Source organism: Pseudonocardia humida (assembly GCF_023898865.1).
Taxonomy (GTDB): Bacteria; Actinomycetota; Actinomycetes; order Mycobacteriales; family Pseudonocardiaceae; genus Pseudonocardia; species Pseudonocardia humida.
In genome coordinates this window covers 32,635-52,880 of record NZ_JAGSOV010000067.1, presented here as the reverse complement: position 1 = coordinate 52,880, position 20,246 = coordinate 32,635, and the positions used below count along the sequence as shown (strand labels likewise).

General features: G+C 75.3%; 21 protein-coding genes and 1 tRNA gene. 7 read left to right on the top strand and 15 right to left on the bottom strand.

What is annotated here, in order from left to right:
- Window positions 1-4: 4 nt before the first annotated feature.
- On the bottom strand, window positions 5-979 hold the full coding sequence (locus KDL28_RS31470) for an aldo/keto reductase (protein WP_252444370.1): 975 nt from the start codon (window positions 977-979) through the stop codon (window positions 5-7).
- 70 nt (window positions 980-1,049) lie between these two features.
- Between KDL28_RS31470 and KDL28_RS31465 the strand changes: the two genes are divergently transcribed.
- Window positions 1,050-1,853 (top strand): helix-turn-helix transcriptional regulator, encoded by an 804-nt coding sequence (locus KDL28_RS31465; protein WP_252444369.1) that lies wholly within the window; start codon window positions 1,050-1,052, stop codon window positions 1,851-1,853.
- Between the two features lie 172 nt (window positions 1,854-2,025).
- Here KDL28_RS31465 and KDL28_RS31460 read toward each other — a convergent pair whose 3' ends face one another.
- The 10 genes from KDL28_RS31460 to KDL28_RS31415 all read right to left on the bottom strand — a co-directional run bounded on the left by KDL28_RS31460 (window position 2,026) and on the right by KDL28_RS31415 (window position 9,349).
- Window positions 2,026-3,111, bottom strand: a complete 1,086-nt coding sequence (locus KDL28_RS31460) for a pyridoxal-phosphate dependent enzyme (RefSeq protein WP_252444368.1) — start codon at window positions 3,109-3,111, stop codon at window positions 2,026-2,028.
- 13 nt (window positions 3,112-3,124) lie between these two features.
- Window positions 3,125-4,216, bottom strand: coding sequence for a 1,2-phenylacetyl-CoA epoxidase subunit PaaE (paaE, locus tag KDL28_RS31455; protein ID WP_252444367.1), 1,092 nt, complete (start codon window positions 4,214-4,216; stop codon window positions 3,125-3,127).
- Window positions 4,216-4,728 carry a 1,2-phenylacetyl-CoA epoxidase subunit PaaD gene (gene paaD / locus KDL28_RS31450; RefSeq protein ID WP_308216086.1) on the bottom strand — a complete coding sequence of 171 codons (513 nt, stop codon included), beginning with the start codon at window positions 4,726-4,728 and terminating at the stop codon, window positions 4,216-4,218. Before paaD ends, paaE begins: the two co-directional genes overlap by 1 nt.
- 5 nt (window positions 4,729-4,733) lie before the next feature.
- Window positions 4,734-5,654 (bottom strand): 1,2-phenylacetyl-CoA epoxidase subunit PaaC, encoded by a 921-nt coding sequence (gene paaC, locus KDL28_RS31445; protein WP_252444366.1) that lies wholly within the window; start codon window positions 5,652-5,654, stop codon window positions 4,734-4,736.
- A complete protein-coding gene (gene paaB / locus KDL28_RS31440) occupies window positions 5,651-6,007 on the bottom strand; it encodes a 1,2-phenylacetyl-CoA epoxidase subunit PaaB (protein WP_252444365.1) in 357 nt (118 codons plus the stop codon). The genes paaC and paaB overlap by 4 nt, the downstream gene beginning before the upstream one ends.
- A 70-nt stretch (window positions 6,008-6,077) precedes the next feature.
- Window positions 6,078-7,022 (bottom strand): 1,2-phenylacetyl-CoA epoxidase subunit PaaA, encoded by a 945-nt coding sequence (paaA, locus tag KDL28_RS31435; RefSeq protein ID WP_252444364.1) that lies wholly within the window; start codon window positions 7,020-7,022, stop codon window positions 6,078-6,080.
- A 78-nt stretch (window positions 7,023-7,100) separates the two neighbouring features.
- Window positions 7,101-7,703, bottom strand: a complete 603-nt coding sequence (locus KDL28_RS31430) for a TetR/AcrR family transcriptional regulator (RefSeq protein ID WP_252444363.1) — start codon at window positions 7,701-7,703, stop codon at window positions 7,101-7,103.
- A 19-nt stretch (window positions 7,704-7,722) separates the two neighbouring features.
- A complete protein-coding gene (locus KDL28_RS31425; RefSeq protein ID WP_372497128.1) occupies window positions 7,723-8,544 on the bottom strand; it encodes an enoyl-CoA hydratase/isomerase family protein in 822 nt (273 codons plus the stop codon).
- A 39-nt stretch (window positions 8,545-8,583) separates the two neighbouring features.
- Window positions 8,584-9,060: a hypothetical protein gene (locus tag KDL28_RS31420; protein WP_252444361.1), complete on the bottom strand. Its 477-nt coding sequence runs from the start codon at window positions 9,058-9,060 to the stop codon at window positions 8,584-8,586.
- Window positions 9,044-9,349 (bottom strand): hypothetical protein, encoded by a 306-nt coding sequence (locus tag KDL28_RS31415; RefSeq protein WP_252444360.1) that lies wholly within the window; start codon window positions 9,347-9,349, stop codon window positions 9,044-9,046. The genes KDL28_RS31420 and KDL28_RS31415 overlap by 17 nt, the downstream gene beginning before the upstream one ends.
- Window positions 9,350-9,949: 600 nt before the next feature.
- On the opposite strand from KDL28_RS31415, the gene paaZ reads away from it, so the two are divergent.
- The 5 genes from paaZ to KDL28_RS31390 all read left to right on the top strand — a co-directional run bounded on the left by paaZ (window position 9,950) and on the right by KDL28_RS31390 (window position 15,117).
- Complete coding sequence (paaZ, locus tag KDL28_RS31410) at window positions 9,950-11,986, top strand: phenylacetic acid degradation bifunctional protein PaaZ (RefSeq protein ID WP_252444359.1); 2,037 nt, start codon at window positions 9,950-9,952, stop codon at window positions 11,984-11,986.
- A 74-nt stretch (window positions 11,987-12,060) separates the two neighbouring features.
- Window positions 12,061-13,320: a phenylacetate--CoA ligase PaaK gene (gene paaK / locus KDL28_RS31405; protein ID WP_252444386.1), complete on the top strand. Its 1,260-nt coding sequence runs from the start codon at window positions 12,061-12,063 to the stop codon at window positions 13,318-13,320.
- 99 nt (window positions 13,321-13,419) lie between these two features.
- A complete protein-coding gene (locus KDL28_RS31400) occupies window positions 13,420-13,770 on the top strand; it encodes a hypothetical protein (RefSeq protein ID WP_252444358.1) in 351 nt (116 codons plus the stop codon).
- Window positions 13,771-13,834: 64 nt separating this feature from the next.
- Window positions 13,835-14,629, top strand: coding sequence for a PIG-L deacetylase family protein (locus KDL28_RS31395; RefSeq protein WP_252444357.1), 795 nt, complete (start codon window positions 13,835-13,837; stop codon window positions 14,627-14,629).
- A 197-nt stretch (window positions 14,630-14,826) separates the two neighbouring features.
- Window positions 14,827-15,117 (top strand): DUF1540 domain-containing protein, encoded by a 291-nt coding sequence (locus KDL28_RS31390; RefSeq protein ID WP_252444356.1) that lies wholly within the window; start codon window positions 14,827-14,829, stop codon window positions 15,115-15,117.
- Here KDL28_RS31390 and KDL28_RS31385 read toward each other — a convergent pair.
- The gene (locus KDL28_RS31385; protein ID WP_252444355.1) at window positions 15,102-15,536 is read right to left on the bottom strand and encodes a hypothetical protein; all 435 of its coding nucleotides are present in this window, start codon (window positions 15,534-15,536) and stop codon (window positions 15,102-15,104) included. The two genes, KDL28_RS31390 and KDL28_RS31385, sit on opposite strands and share 16 nt — an antisense overlap.
- Window positions 15,537-15,635: 99 nt before the next feature.
- Window positions 15,636-17,540 (bottom strand): CehA/McbA family metallohydrolase domain-containing protein, encoded by a 1,905-nt coding sequence (locus KDL28_RS31380; RefSeq protein WP_252444354.1) that lies wholly within the window; start codon window positions 17,538-17,540, stop codon window positions 15,636-15,638.
- Between the two features lie 250 nt (window positions 17,541-17,790).
- Between KDL28_RS31380 and KDL28_RS31375 the strand changes: the two genes are divergently transcribed.
- Window positions 17,791-19,497 carry an alkaline phosphatase family protein gene (locus KDL28_RS31375; protein WP_252444353.1) on the top strand — a complete coding sequence of 569 codons (1,707 nt, stop codon included), beginning with the start codon at window positions 17,791-17,793 and terminating at the stop codon, window positions 19,495-19,497.
- A 73-nt stretch (window positions 19,498-19,570) separates the two neighbouring features.
- Here the strand turns inward: KDL28_RS31375 and KDL28_RS31370 are convergent, their stop codons facing one another.
- Window positions 19,571-20,107 (bottom strand): GNAT family N-acetyltransferase, encoded by a 537-nt coding sequence (locus KDL28_RS31370; protein WP_252444352.1) that lies wholly within the window; start codon window positions 20,105-20,107, stop codon window positions 19,571-19,573.
- A 49-nt stretch (window positions 20,108-20,156) separates the two neighbouring features.
- Window positions 20,157-20,228 (bottom strand) — tRNA-Val (locus tag KDL28_RS31365).
- Window positions 20,229-20,246: the final 18 nt, after the last annotated feature.

Genomic DNA, 20,246 nt, shown 5'->3' with positions numbered 1-20,246 from the left:
CCGCTCAGCGGCGCCCGAGCACCTCGGCGTCGCCGAAGACGAACGGGCTGGCCGCCGACTCGGCCATGAAGTCGGCCAGCGGCCCGGGCTCGAACGGCGCGGCCGCCTCCAACCGGGCGCGCAGCTCGTCGGGCAGCACCAGGTCGGCCGCGGCGACGACGTCGGCGACCTGGTCGGCGGTGCGCACCCCGACGAGCGGGTGCACCGCCGCCGACCGGGCCCGCGTCCAGGCGATGGCGACGCCCGTCGGGGTGGTGCCCAGCTCGTCGGCGACGGCGCGCACGGCCGCGGCGGCCGCCCGCTGCCGCGCGGTGGGCTGGGGCACCCGGCCGGTGGAGCCGGCCAGCACGCCGTGCCCGAGTGTCCCGAAGGCCGCCACGCTGAGCCCGAGCGCCTCGGCCATCGGCAGCACCTCGCGCTCGACGTCGCGGTCGACGAGGTTGTAGGGCACCTGCACGGCGGCGAAGGGCGTCCACGCGCGCCACTCGGCGAGCGCGTCCGCCCGGGAGACCACCCAGGCCGGTGCGTCGGAGATGCCGACGTAGAGGACCTGGCCGGCGCGCACGGCGTCGTCGAGGGCGCGCAGGGTCTCCTCCATCGGGGTGTGCCGGTCCCAGGTGTGCACCCACAGCAGGTCGACGTGGTCGGTGCGCAGCCGGCGCAGGCTGCGCTCCAGCGACAGCCGCAGGTTCTTGCGGTGGCCGCCTGCGCCGTTCGGGTCGGACCGGTCGCGGCTGAGGGTGAACTTGGTGGCCAGCACGAACCGGTCGCGGCGGGTCAGCACCTCGCCCAGCAGGGCCTCGCTGTCGCCGTAGGCCGAGGCGGTGTCGACGACGTTGCCGCCCGCGTCGGCGTAGGCGTCGACGATCCGCCGGGCCTCCTCGGCCCCGGTGGAGGGCCCGCCGAACGTCATCGTCCCGAGGAAGACCTCGGAGACCCGCAGCCCGGTCCGGCCGAGCAGTCGGTAGCGCATGGTCATGTGCCCGACAGTGCCGGGCGGGCGGCCGCGGAGGGAGTCCCCGGTGGGGACCCCTTCCTAGACTGGGGCCGTGACCGCGCCCACCACCGACCCCGTCGCGGGGAACGCCCTCGGCGCCTTCCTGCGCGCCCGCCGCGAGGCGACGACCCCCGCCGCGGCCGGGCTGCCCGCCGGACCGCGCCGGCGCACGCCGGGGTTGCGCCGCGGGGAGCTGGCCGAGCTGGCCGGGGTCAGCGTCGAGTACCTGACGCGGCTGGAGCGCGGCCGCGACCGCAGGCCCTCGCCGCAGGTGCTCGCGGCGCTGGCCGCCGCGCTGCGGCTGGGCGAGGACGAGCACGTGCACCTGATCCGGCTGGTCAAGGCGGTCGACGGCGGTGGCGCCTGCGCGGTGGGCCCGGCCCGGCCGGTGCGCCCGGGGCTGCGGGCGCTGCTCGACCGGCTCGACCCCGACCCCGCCCTGCTCATCGACCGGGTCGGCACGGTGCTGGCCTGCACCGGGGGCTTCCGCGAGCTGGCCGGACCGCTCGGCCTGCTCGACGCCGACTGCATCGCCCGCTACGTGCTCACCGATCCGCGGGCCCGCGCCGCGTTCCCTCGCTGGGACGCCGTCGCCGACGAGTGGGCGGTGCGGCTGCGGGCCGCCGCCGACCTGGGCGACGCGCGGGCGGCCTGCCTGGCCGCGGAGCTGGCGCTCACCCCGGGCACGGGCTTCGCCGCCCGCTTCGCCGCGGCGACCCGCGTGCCGCGCTGGTCGGGCCGCGAGCTGTGGGCGCACCCGGAGCGCGGCGAGGTGCACCTGGGCTACGAGGCCCTCGAGGTGCCCGCCTCCGAGGAGCACCACCTGGTGGTCTACCGCCGCGTCCCCGGCTGCTGAGGCCCGTCGGGGCGGCCCGGTCGACGCCGGCCACAGGCGGCGCCTGTGGCTGCCCGCGCGGGTTCGACGTCGCCGGGGGTCGTCCGGCGGACAGGCCAAGCGGACCGTCCGCGGCCTGCTCGCCGACCTGGGCTGGAAGCCCGCGAGCGTCGTCGACCTGGGCGGGGACCGGTCAGGACGGGCCGGACACCAGCACCGGGTTGGCCGCGGAGCCCTCGGTGCTCAGCAGCACGACGGTGGCCCCGTCGTCGACACCGACCTCGGCGAGGGCGTCCCGGCGCCGCGGGTGCGCGGCCAGCGCGGAGCGGGCCCCGGCCAGCGACGCCGCCCCGCACGGCCCGGCGGGCACGCCCAGGTCGTGCAGGTCGGCGGCCGCGGCGCCGGTCTCGTCGTCGGTCACCGCGACGGCGGCGTCGAGCCCGTCGCGCAGGACCGGCCAGGCCAGCTCGGACACCGTGGGACAGTTGAGCCCGGCCATGATCGTGGTGGTGGTCGCCACGGTCACCGGGTGCCCGGCCGCCAGCGCCGCGAGCAGGCACGCCGCGGTGGTGGGCTCCACCCCGAGCACCGCCGCTCCCCCGCCGGAGCGCTGGTGCGCCACGGCGGCCTGGGCCAGCGACCCCACCCCGACCGGCACGACGACCAGCCCGGCAGGCGCCGCCCCGGCCGCGGCCAGCTGCTCGTCGACCTCGCCGAACAGCGTCGAGTAACCCTCCACGACCCAGCCGGGGATCTGCTCGTAGCCGGGCCAGGCGGTGTCCTGGACCAGCACCGACCCCGGCTCGGTGGCCAGCTGCGCGGCGCGGCGCACGGCGGCGTCGTAGTCGCCGGTCGACTCGGTGACCTCGGCGCCCTCGTCGGCGATGGCGGCCACCGCCACGGGGTGCACCCAGTCGGGCACGACGACGTGGGCCCGCTGCCCGCGCAGCCGGGCCGTGCGGGCGACGGCGCGGCCGTGGTTGCCGTCGGTGGCGGCGACCAGGCGCACCGGCTCGCCGTCCGGGCGCCCGGCGAGGATCCGGTCGACGGCCCAGGAGGCGCCCAGGACCTTGAAGGCGGGCAGGCCGAGGCGGGCCGACTCGTCCTTGACGAACACCCGTCCGACCCCGAGCTCGACGGCCAGCGCCGCGATCTCGGTCAGCGGGGTCGGCGCGTAGCCGGGCAGCCCGGCGTGGAAGGCGCGCACCTCCGACGGCGCCGGGGGGCAGCGCCAGAAGCGGGCGGCCGGGTGGGCGTGCAGGAGGTCCGACGGGGCCATGCCCGGCAGCCTGTCAGGAGTCGAAGTCCACCGTCACCGCGGCCGACTCGGGCCGGGTCTGGCAGGTGAGCACGAACCCGGCGGCGACCTCGTCGTCCTCCAGCGCGAAGTTGCGCCGCATGGTCACCTCACCGTCGGTGACCTTGGCCCGGCAGGTGCCGCAGACCCCGCCCTTGCAGGCGAAGGGCAGGTCACCGCGCACCTTCTGGGCGGCGTCGAGCACGCTCTCGGCGCGGGGCAGGGTGAGGGTCGTCGAGCGGCCGTTGAGCACGACGGTGACCTCGCTGGTCTCCCCCTCGACGACCTCGTCGGGGCGGACCAGCTCCGGGGGCGGTTCGTCGACGTAGAACAGCTCCCGGTGCACCCGCTTGCGGTCGACGCCGAACCCGGTCAGCACCTCGACGGCGGCCTCGGTCATGCCCAGCGGGCCGCACAGCCACCAGTGGTCGACGTCGCCGACGTCGACGAGCGCGCCCAGCAGGGTGCGCAGCTTGTCGGCGTCGAGGCGGCCGGAGAAGATCTCGGCCTCCATCGGCTCGCGGGACAGCACGTGCAGCAGGTGCAGCCGCGGGCCGTGCGCGTTCTTGAGGTCCGCCAGCTCCTCGGTGAACATCACCGTGTCGGTGCGCCGGTTGCCGTAGAGCAGGGTGACCCGGGTGTCCGGGTGCGCGGCGAGCACGGACGCGGCGATCGACAGCACCGGCGTGATCCCCGAGCCCGCGGCGACCAGGCCGTGGTGGCTGCCCGGGGCGATCTGCGGGGTGAACGAGCCCGCGGGCGGCGCCACCTCCACCTCGTCGCCGGCCTCCAGCCGGTCGACCAGCCACTCGGAGAACAGCCCGGTGTCGACCCGGCGCACCCCGATCCGCGGCGGCGCGCCGGCCGGGGCGCAGATCGAGTACGACCGGCGTTCCTCGACGCCGTCGTGGTCCAGGCGCAGCGTGAGGTACTGGCCGGGGCCGAAGGCGAAGGTCTCGGCCAGCTCGTCGGGCACGTCGAAGGTGACCGCCACGGCGTCGTCGCAGAGCCGCTCGACGTCGGCGACGCGCAGCCGGTGGAAGCCGGTGCGGGCCCGGGTGACCAGCTCGGTCGCGGGAGCCGACATCAGATCCCCTTGACGTGCTCGAACGGCTCGCGGCAGGCCGTGCAGCGGCGCAGCGCGGTGCACGCGGTGGGGCCGAAGCGGGACAGCTCCTCGGTCGCCGGTGAGCCGCAGCGCGGGCAGCGCACGACGGTGCTCGGCGCGGTCAGCGTGAGCGGCACGGGGCCGGTGGGGCGCGGCCCGACCCGGTCGGGCGGCGCGATGCCGTGCTCGGCGAGCTTGCGCAGGCCGGTCGCGGAGATCCAGTCGGTGCTCCACGCCGGGGAGAGCACCGTGCGGACCTCGACGCGCGGGTAGCCGGCCTCGCTCAGCCGGGCGCGGATGTCGTCGCGCATGGCCTCGATGGCCGGGCAGCCGGAGTAGGTGGGGGTGATGGTGACGGTGACCGCCCCGCCCTCGACGTCCACCGACCGCACGACGCCGAGGTCGTCCAGGGTGAGCATGGGCATCTCCGGGTCGACGACCGTGGCCACGACCTCGCGGGCGGCGAGCGCGCCGCCCACCGGCCCGGTCACCCCGGTCACCACGTCGCCCCCGGGTGCTGGCGGGCCAGGCTCTGCAGCTCGGCCAGCACGTGCCCGAGGTGCTCGGTGTGCAGGCCCTCGCGCCCGCCGCGGCCGCCGATCGTGCCCGCGGGCGGCGCCGTCGGGCGGGTCAGCGTGGCCCGGGCGAGCACCTCGTCGAGCACCTCGTCCACCTCGCCGCGCAGCTCGGCCGGGTCGACCGCCACCCCGGCCTCGACCAGCGCGCGCTCGACGTCGGAGGTGCGGAACAGCTCGCCGACGTGCGGCCACACCGCGTCCAGCGCGGCCTGCACCCGCCGGTGCGACTCCGCGGTGCCGTCGCCGAGGCGCAGCGTCCAGCGCGCGGCGTAGTCGCGGTGGTAGGCCAGCTCCTTGACGCCCTTGGCGGCGACCGCGGCGACCACCGGGTCGCGCGAGTCGAGCAGCCGGTTCAGCAGCGCCAGCCGCCAGGCGGAGAACACCAGCAGCCGGGCGATCGCCCGCCCGAAGTCGAGCCCGTCGGGCAGCTCGGCCAGCGCGACGTTGCGGAACCCCGGCTCGGGGCGCAGGTAGGCCAGCGCGTCCTCGTCGCGGCCCGCGCCCTCGACGTGCCCGGCGCGGGCGAGCAGCACCCGGGCCTGGCCGAGCAGGTCGAGCGCGATGTTGGCCAGCGCGACCTCCTCCTCCAGCTCGGGGGCGTTGCTGACCCACTCGGCCAGCCGCTGGGAGCAGATCAGCGCGTCGTCGCCCAGCATCAGGCAGTACTCGGCCAGCTCGGCGGGGTCGACGCCGTCGGGCACCGGGGAGGTGATCTCGGCCTGGACGTCCTCGACGCCGGTGCCGAACGCCCAGCCCGGGTCGTCGTGGGAGATCGAGTCGGCCAGCGACCGGTAGGCGTTGGTGGCGTCGTGATCCCCTTGGGTGGCGTGTCCACTCACAGGTGCGGCACCTCCTCCGGGATCGCGTAGAAGGTCGGGTGCCGGTAGACCTTGTCGCCGGCCGGGGCGAAGAACGGGTCCTTCTCCGCCGGGCTGGACGCGGTGATGTCCTCGGCCCTGACCACCCAGATCGAGACGCCCTCGTTGCGGCGGGTGTAGAGGTCGCGGGCGTTGTGCAGGGCCATCTCGGCGTCCGCGGCGTGGATCGAGCCGACGTGCACGTGGTTGAGCCCGCGCTTGCCGCGCACGAACACCTCGTACAGCGGCCAGCTGCCCTTGGTGGTGCCCGAGCCGGTGGGCACGCCCTCGGTGGGGACCGCGCCGTGGCCGCCCTCGGCCGTGTAGTCGCTCATCGCCTTCCCTCGCTGCACTCGGTCAGCGCTGCGCGCAGGCGCTGTGTCGATGATTCGCTCGCAAGCTCGCTCATCGGGAACCCCCGTGCTTGGCCGCGTACGCCGCGGCGGCGTCGCGGACCCAGGCGCCGTCCTCGTGGGCCCGGCGGCGGTGGGCCAGCCGCTGCGCGTTGCACGGGCCCGATCCGGAGATCACGGCCTTGAGCTCGGACCAGTCGGGCTCGGAGAAGTCGTAGTGGCCGCGCTCGGCGTTCCACCGCAGGTCCGGGTCGGGCAGCGTGATGCCGAGCGCCTCGGCCTGCGGCACGGTCATGTCCACGAACCGCTGGCGCAGCTCGTCGTTGGTGTGGCGCTTGATGCCCCAGCCCATCGACTGGGAGGTGTTGGGCGAGTCGGCGTCGGGCGGGCCGAACATCATCAGCGACGGCCACCAGAACCGGTTCGTCGACTCCTGGACCATCTCCCGCTGCGCGTCGGTGCCGTTGACCATGGCCAGCAGCAGCTCGTAGCCCTGCCGCTGGTGGAACGACTCCTCCTTGCAGATGCGGATCATCGCCCGGGCGTAGGGGCCGTAGGAGCAGCGGCACAGCGGCACCTGGTTGCAGATCGCCGCGCCGTCGACCAGCCAGCCGATGACGCCGACGTCGGCGTAGGACAGCGTCGGGTAGTTGAAGATCGACGAGTACTTCTGCCGGCCGCTGATCAGCTTCTCGGTGAGCTCCTCGCGATCGACGCCGAGTGTCTCCGCCGCGGCGTAGAGGTACATGCCGTGCCCGGCCTCGTCCTGGACCTTGGCCAGCAGGATCGCCTTGCGGCGCAGGCTGGGCGCGCGCAGGATCCAGTTCCCCTCCGGCTGCATGCCGATGATCTCGGAGTGGGCGTGCTGGGCGATCTGGCGCACCAGCGTCTTCCGGTAGGCCTCGGGCATCCAGTCGCGCGGCTCGATGCGCTGGTCGGCCGCGATGACGTCCTCGAAGCCCTGCTGCAGGTCCTGCTCGTCGAGCGTCGCGGTCACCGTGCGCCTCCTCAACCGAATGTTCGTTCGGTTTCCATGGTGACGCAGGTCCGCGGCCGGCGCAAGGCCGGCGGCGGGTCAGGCGACCGGCAGGATGCCCTCGAACGCCGCCCGGGCCACCGCCGCGGGCAGCTCGGCGGCCCCGGGACGGTCCGGCCGGTACCACTCGGCCACCGAGTTGACCAGCCCGGACAGCAGCCGGGCGGCCAGCGCCGGGTCGACGTCGGCGCGCAGCTGGCCCTGCTCCACGGCCTCCCGCACGATCGCCGCGACCCGGCCGTCGAAGGCCCGCCGCTGCTCCAGAGCCCACCGCTCGGTGTCGGTGTTGCCGCGCACCCGCAGCAGCAGCGTCACGTACGGCAGCTCCGCGCAGAGCACCGCGACCTGCCCGCGGACGATGTGGCGTAGCCGCTCAACCGGGGTGCCGCCGGCCGCGGCGGGCTCGTCGAGGATGGCGAACAGCCCGTCGATGGCCCGCTCCAGCGCCGCCCGCAGCAGCGCCTCCTTGCCGGAGAAGTGGTGGTAGAACGACGACTTGGTGATCCCGGCGGCGCGCGAGAGGTCCTCCATCGAGGTCGCGTCGTAGCCGCGGGTGATGAACTCCCCGACCGCGACCTCCAGCAGCGACCCGGGCCCCTGCGCCGGGCGCCGGGCCCGCCGACCGGTGGTGTCGGTGGTCACCGTCCTCCTCCCGCTGCGCTCACTCGCCGGTGAACCCGGGGCGGCGCTTGGCCAGGAAGTCCTCGACCGCGCCCGCGTGGTCCTTGGTCGTGGACAGCCGGGCCTGGGCCGCGGCCTCGGCGGCCAGCACGTCGGGCAGCTCGTGCACCGCGCCGAACCGCACCGCCCGCTTGACCTCGGCGTACGCCTTCGTCGGCCCGGTCGCCAGCCGCCGGGCCAGGGCCAGCGCGGTCGGCAGCACCTCCGCGGGTGCCACGACCTCGCGCACGAGGCCCCAGTCGCGGGCCTGCTCGGCGGTGAACGGCTCGTTGAGCAGCAGCAGCTCGGTGGCCCGGGCGGTGCCCACGGCGTGCGCGAGGCTGGCCGAGAGCCCGGAGTCGGCGGTGAGCCCGATGCCGGTGAACGCGGTGGAGAACTTCAGCCCGGCCGCGGCCACCCGCAGGTCGCAGGCCAGCGCGAAGCCGAGCCCGGCGCCCACGCACGGCCCGTTGATCGCCGCGACGACCGGGAACGGCAGGTCGACCAGCCCGAGCACGACCGGGTTGTAGTGCTCGGTGACGGTGTCGAACGAGCTGCCCGCGTCGGCGCGCAGCGCCGCGGCGTGCTCGCCGAGGTCCTGCCCGACGCAGAACGCCTTGCCCGCCCCGGTCAGCACCAGCGCCCGCACGCCCGTGGCCGCGCCGAGCTCGCGGACCGCCTCGACCAGCGCGGTCTTCAGCTCCAGGGTCAGGGCGTTGTAGCGGGCCGGGCGGTTGAGCGTCAGGACGGCGACCGCCGGGTCCTCCGCGTCGCGCTCGACCAGGACCGCGGGACCGGGATCGGCTTCGCTCACGCCCGGCATCGTAGGCCATCGACCGAACGATCGGTCGACTCGACGGCCTCAGCCGGGCCTCCGCTCCCCCCGGCCGTCGCTGCGGCGGCGCGCGGCGCGCCCGGCCCGTCCCCACCGCCGCACCGAGGCCAGGACGAGGAACGGCGCCGCGCAGACGAGCGCCCCGAGCACGAGCGCGGGCACGTCCCCCCGGGCGCCGATGCCGACGATGCTCCCCCCCGCGATGAGCCCACCGGAGGCGCACGCGGTGACGGCGAAGTCGAGCGGTTCGAAGCGGACGTTCCGGCCGGCCCGCCGGCCGAGGGGGTCCCGCCAGGGCAGGCCCGTGACCCGGTGGTGGGCGACGACGAGGACGGCGAGCAGGGCGACGGAGATCGCCAGGATGGGGGACGTGCCGGGCCAGCCCGGCTCGAGGGTGCCCCGCATGACGGTGACCCCCACGACCATCAGCGCGTAGACGACCAGGACGGTGACGATCCACCAGTCGGGCGGGGGCCGGACGCCGTCGTCATCCACGGCCGTCACCCGTCCCCGCACCGCGGCCGTCCGGCCGGTCGTGGTCGTCGTCGCGCCCGGTAGCGACCGGGAACCACCGCTTCCGGCGGTGGGCGCCTGCGGCCACGAGCACCGGAACCGCGGCCAGCAGCCCGCCGAGCCCCAGCACGGGCGGGTTCCCCCGGCCGATGCCGGTGGCCCCGGAGGCGATCGCGATGCCCGCCGAGATGGGGAAGAAGCTGCGCACCTCGTCCCAGGTCAGGGTGGAGCGCCGAGGCCCCGCGACCAGCGCGGGCATGAGCAGGACCAGGGTGACCACGGAGCGGACGGCAGGCCTCCGCCGCCGGGGCCCGCTGCCGTCCTCCTCCCGCACGGCCGCACCCTGTCATCGATCATCGTCGGAGCGCGACCGCCGATCGGCGGCACGCGCGTCCGGCCCATCGACGCCGGCCGCCGCGGCGCGTAGGGTCCCGGTGCCGGGAGCTTCTCGCAGCTGGGCGCAGTGCCCACCTCGTCCCCGGCACCAGCCCGGACAGGACACGCCACCGCGAGCCGGTCGGCGTCGGGGTGCACGGTTCGGCGGGCTCCAGCGCCACGCGGGCCCGATCCACGTGACGAAGGCTGCGGCCGCGGCCGCGCCCGATGGGAAGTGCCATGTCCGACAAGTCGCCCCGCCAGTCCGCCAGCAAGAAGACCAAGACCCTCAAGGAGAAGCGCGCCGAGAAGGCCGTGAAGAAGGCCAAGAAGGCCGAGGATTAGCGGCCGGCGCACCCCGTCGTGAGAGCGGCGGCCGGTAGCGTGGCCGGCCGCCGCCCCCACCGCTGCCGATGATCGTCGACGAACCCCTGTCTCCCCGGCCCGGCGGGTGCTAGCCTCGCCAACCGAACGAACGGTCGGTTCGGAACCGGAGGCGTCACCGATGACCCTGCTGCGCAGCTACGTCGGAGGGGGCTGGCACACCGCCCCCGACGAGGGCCGCCCCCTGCACGACGCGGTGACCGGCGAGGAGGTCGCGCGCCTGTCCTCGACCGGCGTCGACTTCGCCGCGGCGCTGGAGCACGGCCGCCGCGTCGGCGGGCCCGCGCTGCGCGAGCTGACCTTCCACCAGCGGGCCGCGCTGCTCAAGGCGCTGGCCGGGCACCTGCGCGAGCACCGCGAGCAGCTCTACGCGGTCTCCGCGCGCACCGGTGCGACCCTCGGCGACTCCAGGTTCGACGTCGACGGCGGCATCGGCGTGCTGGCCGCCTACGCGAGCAGGGGACGTCGCGAGCTGCCCAACGACACGGTGTTCGTCGAGGGCGCGCTGGAGCCGCTCGGGCGCGGCGGCACGTTCGTCGGCCAGCACGTCGCCACGTCGCTGCGCGGGGTCGCGGTGCAGGTCAACGCGTTCAACTTCCCGGTGTGGGGGCCGCTGGAGAAGCTGGCCCCCGCGTTCCTGGCCGGCGTGCCCAGCCTGGTGAAGCCGGCCAGCCCGACGGCGTTCCTGACCGCGGAGCTGGTCGAGCTGATCGTCGACTCGGGACTGCTGCCCGAGGGCGCCCTGCAGTTCGTCGCCGGCGGGGTGGGCGACCTGTTCGACCACCTCACCGAGCAGGACACCGTCTCCTTCACCGGGTCGGCGTCCACCGCGGCCAAGCTGCGCACCCACCCGGTCATCGTCAACCGCGGGGTGCGGTTCACCGCCGAGGCCGACTCGCTGAACCTGTCGATCCTCGGTCCCGACGCCGCCCCCGGCTCGGCGGAGTTCGACCTGTTCGTCAAGGGCGTCGTCACCGAGATGACGGTCAAGGCCGGGCAGAAGTGCACGGCCATCCGCCGCGCCTTCGTGCCCGAGCAGCACGTCGACGCGGCCGTCGAGGCCATCTCGGCCCGGCTGGCGAAGACCGTGGTCGGCGCCCCGGACGCCGAGGGCGTGCGGATGGGGGCGCTGGCCGGCCTGGAGCAGCGCGAGGAGGTCCGGCGCAGCGTCAAGGCGCTCGTCGACGCCGGGCGGATCGCGTTCGGCGACCCGGAGGAGGTCGACGTCGTCGGCGCCGACGCCGAGCGCGGGGCGTTCGTCTCACCGATCCTGCTGGTCGCCGACCCCGAGCGCGCCGAGCCGCACGAGGTCGAGGCGTTCGGCCCGGTCGCCACCGTCATGCCCTACACGAGCACCGAGCAGGTGATCGCGCTGGCCGCGCGCGGGCGCGGCAGCCTGGCCGGCTCGGTCGTCACCGCCGACACGGCGTTCGCCCGCGACGTCGTGCTCGGCGTCGCCCCGTGGCACGGCAGGCTGCTGGTGCTCAACGAGCGCGACGCGAAGGAGTCCACCGGGCACGGCTCGCCGCTGCCCCAGCTGGTGCACGGCGGCCCCGGACGCGCGGGCGGCGGAGAGGAGATGGGCGGCATCCGCGGCGTGCTGCACCACATGCAGCGCACCGCCGTGCAGGCCGACCCGGACACGCTGAGCGCGATAACCGGCCGCTGGGTCACCGGCGCCGAGCGCCGGCGGACCGACCGGCACCCGTTCCGGCTGCACCTGGAGGAGCTGCGCCCGGGCGACACGCTCGTGGCCGGGCCGCGCCGGGTCACCCAGCAGGACGTGGAGCACTTCGCCGAGTTCACCGGCGACACCTTCTACGCCCACATGGACGCCGCGGCCGCGGCGGCCAACCCGCTGTTCGGCGAGCGGGTGGCGCACGGCTACCTGATCGTCTCGCTGGCCGCGGGGCTGTTCGTCGACCCCGACCCGGGCCCCGTGCTGGCCAACTTCGGCGTCGACAACCTGCGCTTCCTGACGCCGGTGAAGTTCGACGACGAGCTCACCGTGACCCTGACCTGCAAGCAGATCACCCCGCGCGACTCCGCCGGGTACGGCGAGGTCCGCTGGGACACCGACGTCACCCGCCAGGACGGCGAGTCGGTGGCCCGCTACGACGTGCTCACCCTCGTGGCGAAGCAGGAGGCCGGCAAGTGACCGAGCAGACCACCGCGACCGCCCGCCGCCTCGGCGACCCACCGCCCGCCGACCTGCTCGACCCGGCCGAGCGCATGTCCGTCGACGAGCTGCGCGCCCTGCAGCTCGAGCGGCTGCGGTGGTCGCTGCGCCACGCCTACGACAACGTCCCGCACTACCGACGCGCCTTCGACGCCGCCGGCGTGCACCCCGACGACTGCCGCGACCTCGCCGACCTCGCGAAGTTCCCCACCACCAGCAAGGCCGACCTGCGCGACAACTACCCGTTCGGGATGTTCGCGGTGCCCCAGGAGCAGGTGCGGCGCGTGCACGCCTCGTCGGGCACGACCGGCAAGCCCACGGTCGTCGGCTACACCGCGCAGGACATCGACAACTGGGCCACGGTGATGGCGCGCTCCATCCGGGCCGCGGGCGGGCGCCCCGGCCACAAGGTGCACAACGCCTACGGCTACGGCCTGTTCACCGGCGGCCTCGGCGCGCACTACGGCATCGAGAAGCTCGGCGCCACGGCGATCCCGGTCTCCGGCGGGATGACCCCGCGCCAGGTCCAGCTGATCACCGACTTCCGGCCCGAGATCATCATGGTCACCCCGTCCTACATGCTCACCGTGATCGACGAGTTCGAGAAGCAGGGCATCGACCCGGCGACCACCTCGCTGCGCGTCGGGATCTTCGGCGCCGAGCCGTGGACCGAGCAGATGCGCCGCGAGATCGAGGACCGGATGGACATGCACGCCGTGGACATCTACGGCATATCCGAGGTCATGGGCCCCGGGGTGGCCCAGGAGTGCGTGGAGGCCAAGGACGGCCTGCACGTGTGGGAGGACCACTTCCTGCCCGAGGTCGTCGATCCGCTCGACGGCACGCCGGTCGCCGACGGCGAGGAGGGCGAGCTGCTGTTCACCTCGCTCACCAAGCAGGCCCTGCCGATCATCCGCTACCGCACGCGCGACCTCACCCGACTGCTGCCCGGCACCGCCCGCCCGGGCATGCGCCGGATGCAGAAGATCACCGGCCGCAGCGACGACATGATCATCCTGCGCGGCGTGAACGTCTTCCCGACCCAGATCGAGGAGATCGTCCTGCGCACGGCCGGGCTGGCCCCGCACTTCCAGCTGGAGCTCTCGACCGAGGGCCGCATGGACGCGCTTACCGTGCGCGTCGAGTCCCGCCCGGAGACGCCCGGCGACCGGCGGGCCGCCGCGGCCGCGGAGCTGGTCACCGCGGTCAAGGACCGGGTCGGCGTCTCGGTGCGCTGCGAGGTCGTCGACCCGGAGACCCTGGAGCGCTCGGTGGGCAAGCTGCAGCGGCTCAAGGACCGCCGGTCGCGCTAGCCGGCCCCGGTTCGGGAAAGCCACGTTCCCGAACGCAGCGGGCAGCATCGTGGCTTTCCTGAACCGGCGAGCACGAAGCCGACGGGACAGGATGGATCCGTGGCCAAGTACCTCGTGAACGACGCCGCGGTCGCGCACGCCCGGGAGCTGATCGATGCTCGCCGCTACGTGCTGCGCAGCCAGTGGGGCGACGTGCAGCCCAGCGCCGCCGACGGCACCGCCTACCTGGACAAGCACTCCTGGCAGGAGTACGGCGCCTGGCACCTCGGGCTCACCGAGGGCGCGAACGAGGAGACCAAGGCGCGCTACGGGTTCGTCTACGGCGACTTCCGCCGGCTGCACCGGATGGGCCTCATCGCCTGCCACTACCGCGCGGCCGAGTGGGGCCACAAGGAGATCGAGCTGGCCGCGCACGACCTGCTGCAGTACCTGGACTCCTCGCGCGCCTGATCGCGATGGCTCCGATGGGTGGCGGGGTCTCGGCGTGTCGCGGTCGCCGCAGTACCTTGCGGCCATGGCCCCGAAGCCCCTGCCCGCACTGCCCGCCGAGTTCGACCGGGTGCTGTGCGTCGTGGCGCACCCGGACGACATCGAGTACGGCACGTCGGCGGCGGTCGCCGCGTGGACCGACCGCGGCGTCGAGGTCGCCTACCTCCTGCTCACCCGGGGCGAGGCCGGCATGGACTCCAGCCCGCCCGAGCGCACCGGACCGCTGCGCGAGCGGGAGCAGATCGCGGCCTCGGCCGCCGTCGGCGTGAGTCGCGTCGACTTCCTGGACCACCGCGACGGCGTGCTGGTCTACGGGCTCGACCTGCGCCGCGACATCGCGCTGGCGATCCGGCGGTTCCGCCCGGACGTCGTGGTGACCGGCGGCTGGGAGGTGGAGACGCCCTGGGGTTTCAACCAGGCCGACCACCGGGTCGCCGGGCTCGCCACGCTCGACGCCGTGCGCGACGCGGCCAACCGGTGGGTGTTCACCGACCAGCTGGCCGACGGCCTCGAACCGTGGCAGGCGCGCTGGCTGCTGATCAGCGGTGACCCGGCGCCCACGCACGGCGTGGACGTGACCGGGACGCCCTTGGAGCGCGGGATCGCCGCGCTCGAGGCGCACGCCGAGTACCTCGCCGGCCTGTCCGGCCACCCCGAGCCGCGCGACATGCTCGCCGAGTTCGCCGCCCGCAGCGGTCGGGCGATGGGCGTCGAGCACGCCGTGCTGTTCCGCGCGGTCGACCTGCAGGCGCGCCCGTCGCTGGAGGACGAGCCCGCACCCCAGGCCGACGAGGCCGTGGCCTCCACCGGGGACGGCTGACCCGCACGCGACCCCTCCCCGAGGTCACCCGGACGGTCGAACCTCGCGGTGATCCACACCACCAGGGCTCGGGGTGTATGTCCGTTTCTCCGGGTGTCTGCCCAGGTCGTCCCGGCGGCGTAGACGACCCTAACCGGGTGCCAAGGCAAGCCTGTATTGCCTGGCAGGAGGCCTGCGGAAGCGCCATGCTCCGCGGCATGACCTCGACCCAGGAGATGACCCAGGTTCAGAGCTGCTCGGTGAGCAGCTGTTCCTACAACGAGAGCTCCAGCTGCCACGCCGGCGCCATCACGATCGCCGGTGACCACGCGCACTGCGGCACCTTCGTGGAGATCTCGTTCCGCGGCGGCGGCGACCGCAACGGCCTCGTCGGCGCCTGCCACCGCGCCGAGTGCCGCTTCAACGACAAGCTGGAGTGCACGGCCGCCTCCGTGCAGGTGGGCGCGGGCACCGACGTGGCCGACTGCCTCACCTACGAGGCCAGGTAGTCCAGACTCCCGTCGAGGCCGGGAACGGGAGCCAGCCCGCCGTCGGCGTCGGTGCGCACCGCACCGTCGGCCACGGCGAGCGCGGCGACGGGGTCGGCGTCGTCCACCAGCACGGCGGCGCCACCCCCGGCCATCCTCCGCAGCTCGACGAGCACCGCGCGGCGGCCGTCGGCGTCGAGGCCGTCGGTCAGCCGGTCGACCAGCACGATCGACGCGCCCGCCGAGCAGGCGGCGCGCACCGCCGCGATCCGCCGTTCCAGCTCCGTCCTGCGGTGGGCCGCGAGACGCACGACGCGCACCGCGCCGCCGCCCTCGGACGCCCGCCCGGTGCCGTCGTCGAGCCGGGCCATCACATCGCGGCGCGCCGGGGCCGGGCCGAGCAGGACCGTCACCTCGCCGACCGCCAACCGAAGCGCCACCAAGGCCTCCCTCGCCTGTGCTGAGGTGACGCTAACCCCGGCAGGCGTCCCCGGTCCAGGGTCCGCTCGCTCCGACCGAGCGTCGCGGCGAGGGACCGGTCACCCGCCGTCGTGGCCCGACCCGCTCCGCGGGCCCTCGGCCGTCGCCTCCGCGCCCAGGTAGAACGCCCGGGCGCGGTCGAGCACGTCGAGCAGGTCGCCGAGCTGCTCGGCGCGGCGCCCGGGGTCGAACCGGCCGTGCTCCTCGACCAGGCCCCGCAGGCCGTCGAGCACCGCCAGGCACCACCGGGCCGACTCCGCCCGCGCCGGGCGGCGCCCGCCGACGTCGACGTAGACCGGCGACGTGTGCGCGAACACCGGCGCACCGACCGTGTGCGGGTCGCCCTCGCCGCCGTGCGCGGCCGCCGCGAGCCAGAGCCCTTCCCCACCGACGGTCACCACGTGCTCCAGGGCGTCGGTCCCGGACGCGGCCAGCTCCCCGCCGGGCCCGTGGAGGACGAGCCGGTCGACGCCGGACCCGCGCACCCGGGCCCGGACCGCGAGCCGGTCGCCCGGCGCGGCGCCGAGCACGGCGCCCGGGCCGCTGCCGTCGACGTCGACCTCGAGCCACGGGCCGTTGGTGACGACCGTCCGGCCGGCCCGGATCGCGTCGGTGAACGCCTCGACCGAGAGCGGCGCCCCCTCCAGCTGCGCGTACACGCGACCCCAGCCGGTGGGTCGGACGCCGGGGCGGGACCGTGCGCGAAGGACAGGAACGTGTCGGTGCCCGCGGTCGCGGCCAACCGCAGCCCGCACGAGAGCAGGTGGTGGTACAGCACCAGGGCGCCGCGGTCGTCGAAGCAGGACACCAGCTCCACGGCGTCCACCAGGCCCAGCGCGGCGTCGGCGACCAGCTCGCGCGCCTCCACCGACCGCACCGGCGCCACCAGGTCGGCCGGGTCCGCCAGCGGGGAGAAGGCAGGGTGCGCGTAGGTGGTGGTCGCGCCGAGGTCGCGAATCGACCGGCAGGCCTCGCTGTGGGCGGCCAGTCCCACGGGTGGTCGGTGCCCTCGTGCCCGGTGTGGCGCGGCTCGGGCCGGTGAAGTTGCCCGCGGTGAGCTGCATCAGGTGCAGGCCCTCGCCGCGCTGCATGCGGGCCGCGTCGCGCGGGTGCAGCACCTGGTCGCCGCTGTAGTTGAGGTGCACGTGCAGGTCGGCGCCGCACCAGCCGGCGGCGGCCGGGTCGAACCGGCGCGGGGGCCGGTAGTCGACGTCCACCCGCTCATCGGGGCCCGGCTCGACGACCAGCTCCAGCCGCTCGAACTCCAGGCCCCGCGCGGCGACCACCCGCAGCGGCCCGGCGCGCACGGCCAGCTCGGTGGTGCCCGGGTCGGTGTGGAAGAACGGGCGGTCGGCGGCGTCCCACTTGCGCGGCGCGCCGGGGGCGAACCAGGCCCCGCCGGTCGCGTCGGTCACCGACCAGCGCGCGCCGTGCTCGCTCGTCAGCCGCAGCGCGGCCGCCGGCACCGCCTCGACGGCGTCGGCGATCGCGCGGTGGTGCCCGGCGCAGCCGATGGTGATCACCGGGGCCGCGCCGTCCACGTCCAGCGTGCGCAGCCCGGCGCCGCCGGCGGCGATCGGGACGCCCGCGACCCGACCGCCGGCGCCGACCCGGACCACCAGCTCCGGGCCCGCGCTCGGATCGGCGGTCGAGTCGAGGACCACGTCGACCTGGACGGGCGACCCGGCCACCGCCGGGCGGGGCGCCCCGGTGCGGACGTCGAGCGCCCCGTCGGCGGCCACCGCCACCAGCACCAGCCCGGGCGGCACCTCGTCGCCGACGGCGGCGCGCACGGCACCGGCCCAGTCGCCGGAGGCCGCGACCTCGTCGAACACCGGCCCGAGCCGGGAGAACCGGGCCCAGCCGAACATGTCCGGGATCGCGGGCTCGCCCCAGCCGAAGCCCTGCTCGTCGCGCAGGCGCCGGTAGCGGGCCAGCATCTCGGTTGCGTCGAGCCGGTTCACCGGATCCGCCCGTCACCTGCGGATCGGCTCCCCTCGGCCGGGCCCGACCGACCCGGTCGGGGTGAACCTCCGGGCGCAGGCGTGCGTGACACCTACTGAGAGGCCGGCGGTGACGCCGTCCGCGCCTCGCCACGACGCGTGACCGCCTCGGCCACGACCCGCCGCACCCCGGGTGGCGTTCCCCCGCCACCGCGGCGCGTCGCAGCCGTCGACGAGCCCGGACCCCCGGGCCCAGCGGAAGGACTGCCCCGTGACGATCCCGACGAGCTCCCCCTTGCTGACGGCCGACGACCGGCCCGCGGCGCGGGACGACGGGCTCGACGGTGCCCCACCCACCCCGCCAGCGCCCCGCGGACGCGCTGTCGGGCGGGTGCTCACGGTGCTGGCCTTCCTGCTGGTCTACGCGGCGCTGGTGGCGCCGAACGAGTTCACCCAGCTCTCGCCGGCCGCGATGGTGCGCATCCCGCTGGAGGCACTGGTGGGCGTCGCGCTGGTGCTGGTGCTGCCGCACCGGGCGCGCGTGGTGCTGGCCCTGCTCGCCGGTGGGCTGCTGGGCTTCCTGACCGTCGTGCGCGCCCTCGACATGGGCTTCATGCGGATCCTGGCCCGGCACTTCGACCCGGTCTTCGACTGGACCCAGCTGGGCAACGCGCTGACCTTCGTCGGCAGCTCCTCCGGCGATCTCGGCGCGATCGCCACCGCCGTGGGCGGCGCGCTGCTGGGCGTCGGGCTGGTCGTCGGGACGGCGCTGGCGGTGCTCCGGCTCAGCAGCGTGGCCGTCCGGCACCGGCGGACCGCGGTCCGCGCCGTGCCGGTGCTGGGCGCGGTCTGGCTGGCCTGCTTCGCCCTCGGCGCGCAGATCGTCGTGCCGGTGCCGGTGGCCGCCTGGAGCACCGCGTCGATGGGCTACCGCACCGCCGCCCAGGTGCCCTGGACCCTGCAGCAGTACCAGGCGTTCCTCGACCAGGCCGCCGCCCCCGACCCGTTCGCCGCCCCCGGCACCGAGCTGCTGGGCGGGCTGGCCGGCAAGGACGTCGTGCTCTCGTTCGTCGAGAGCTACGGGCGCAGCGCCGTCGAGGGCCCGGAGATCGCCCCGCAGATCGACGCCCTCCTCGACGACGGCACCCGCCGGTTGGAGGCCGCGGGCTTCGCCTCCCGCAGCGCGTTCCTGACCTCCCCCACCTCCGGCGGGGGCAGCTGGCTGGCCCACGCCACCCTGCTGTCCGGACTGTGGGTCACCAACCAGCAGAGCTACCGCAGCCTCGTCGAGGGCGACCGGCTCACCCTCACCGGCGCCTTCCAGCGCGCCGACTGGGACACCGTCGGCGTCATGCCCGGCCTGACCTCCGCCTGGCCCGAGGAGACCTTCTACGGCATCGACCGGCTCTACGACTTCCGCAACCTCGGCTACCGGGGGGAGCGCTTCTCCGGCTTCCACACCCCCGACCAGTACACGCTCTCGGCCTTCCAGCGCCTGGAGCACTCCCGGCCGGGCAACGCCCCGCTGATGGCCGAGATCCCGCTGGTCACCAGCCACTTCCCGTGGGTGCCGGTGCCCCCGTTCATCTCCTGGAACGCCGTCGACGACGGCACGGTCTACGACTCGATGCCGGTCACCGACGAGTCCATGGAGGCCGTCTGGAGCGACCCGGTCAAGATCCGCGCCCAGTACGCCGAGTCGATCGAGTACTCGCTGACCAGCCTCATCTCCTACGTCGAGACCTACGGCGACGACGACCTGGTGCTGGTCTTCCTCGGCGACCACCAGCCCGCCCCGATCGTCACCGGGGAGGACGCCGGGCGCGACGTCCCGATCACGATCGTCGCCAAGGACCCCGCCGTCCTCGACCGCGTCGCCGGGTGGGACTGGGACAACGGTCTCAACCCCGGGCCGGGGGCGCCGGTGTGGCGGATGGACGACTTCCGCGACCGGTTCCTGACCGCGTTCGGGTCGTAGCGCCCCGGCCGCCCGTCAGCGGCCGGCGTCCCCGTCGGTGACGTGGTCGGGCCGGGTGCGCACGACGCTCCAGTCACGGGCCTCCGTCGCCCAGGTCGCGGTGGAGCCGTCGTTCGTGCAGCTCGGTGCCCCCGGGGCCGCGGTCGAGCTGGGAACGTCCGGTGTCGGTCCAGCCGTGGCGGTGGTAGAAGCGCAGGGCGCGTTCGTTGGTGTCGAGGACCCACAGGCCGGCGCGGGTGAAGCCGGAGGACCGGAGGCGGTCGAGGGCGGCGGCGTGCAACCCGGTGCCGATGCCGCGGCGCCAGACGTCGGGGTCGAGGTACAGCGCGTAGAGGTCGCCGAGCGCGGGGTCGGCGCGGTCGACGGGAACCAGCGGCGGACCGGTCGCCGCGAAACCGACGACGGCGCCCGCGATCGTCGCGACGACGGCGCCGGTGCGCGGCGCGCTGGTGGTGAGGGCTGCCGACCAGAACCGCTCCCGGTCGGCGACGGACAGGCCGGCCAGCACGTGGTCGGGGAGCAGACCGCGGTAGGCGACGCGCCACGACCGCACGAGCAGGACGGCGATGGCGTGGGCGTCGGCCGGCGTCGCGTCCCGGAGCTCGACCATGCCGGCGATGCTCCCACGGGCGGAGGGCCCGCCCACATGTCGACCGCGGTGGGCGCGGCAGGGTTCGAACCTGCGACCGCTCGGGTGTAAGCCGAGTGCTCTCCCGCTGAGCTACGCGCCCGGGACCGGGCCGGGGCCC

Bases quoted from the DNA above. Each gene is read 5' to 3' on its own strand.
- KDL28_RS31470 (WP_252444370.1), bottom strand. From the start codon at position 979: ATGACCATGCGCTACCGACTGCTCGGCCGGACCGGGCTGCGGGTCTCC.
- KDL28_RS31460 (WP_252444368.1), bottom strand. From the start codon at position 3,111: ATGGCCCCGTCGGACCTCCTGCACGCCCACCCGGCCGCCCGCTTCTGG.
- paaE (WP_252444367.1), bottom strand. From the start codon at position 4,216: ATGTCGGCTCCCGCGACCGAGCTGGTCACCCGGGCCCGCACCGGCTTC.
- paaB (WP_252444365.1), bottom strand. From the start codon at position 6,007: ATGAGCGACTACACGGCCGAGGGCGGCCACGGCGCGGTCCCCACCGAG.
- KDL28_RS31425 (WP_372497128.1), bottom strand. From the start codon at position 8,544: ATGCCGGGCGTGAGCGAAGCCGATCCCGGTCCCGCGGTCCTGGTCGAG.
- paaZ (WP_252444359.1), top strand. From the start codon at position 9,950: ATGACCCTGCTGCGCAGCTACGTCGGAGGGGGCTGGCACACCGCCCCC.
- paaK (WP_252444386.1), top strand. From the start codon at position 12,061: ATGTCCGTCGACGAGCTGCGCGCCCTGCAGCTCGAGCGGCTGCGGTGG.
- KDL28_RS31395 (WP_252444357.1), top strand. From the start codon at position 13,835: ATGGCCCCGAAGCCCCTGCCCGCACTGCCCGCCGAGTTCGACCGGGTG.
- KDL28_RS31390 (WP_252444356.1), top strand. From the start codon at position 14,827: ATGACCTCGACCCAGGAGATGACCCAGGTTCAGAGCTGCTCGGTGAGC.
- KDL28_RS31370 (WP_252444352.1), bottom strand. From the start codon at position 20,107: ATGGTCGAGCTCCGGGACGCGACGCCGGCCGACGCCCACGCCATCGCC.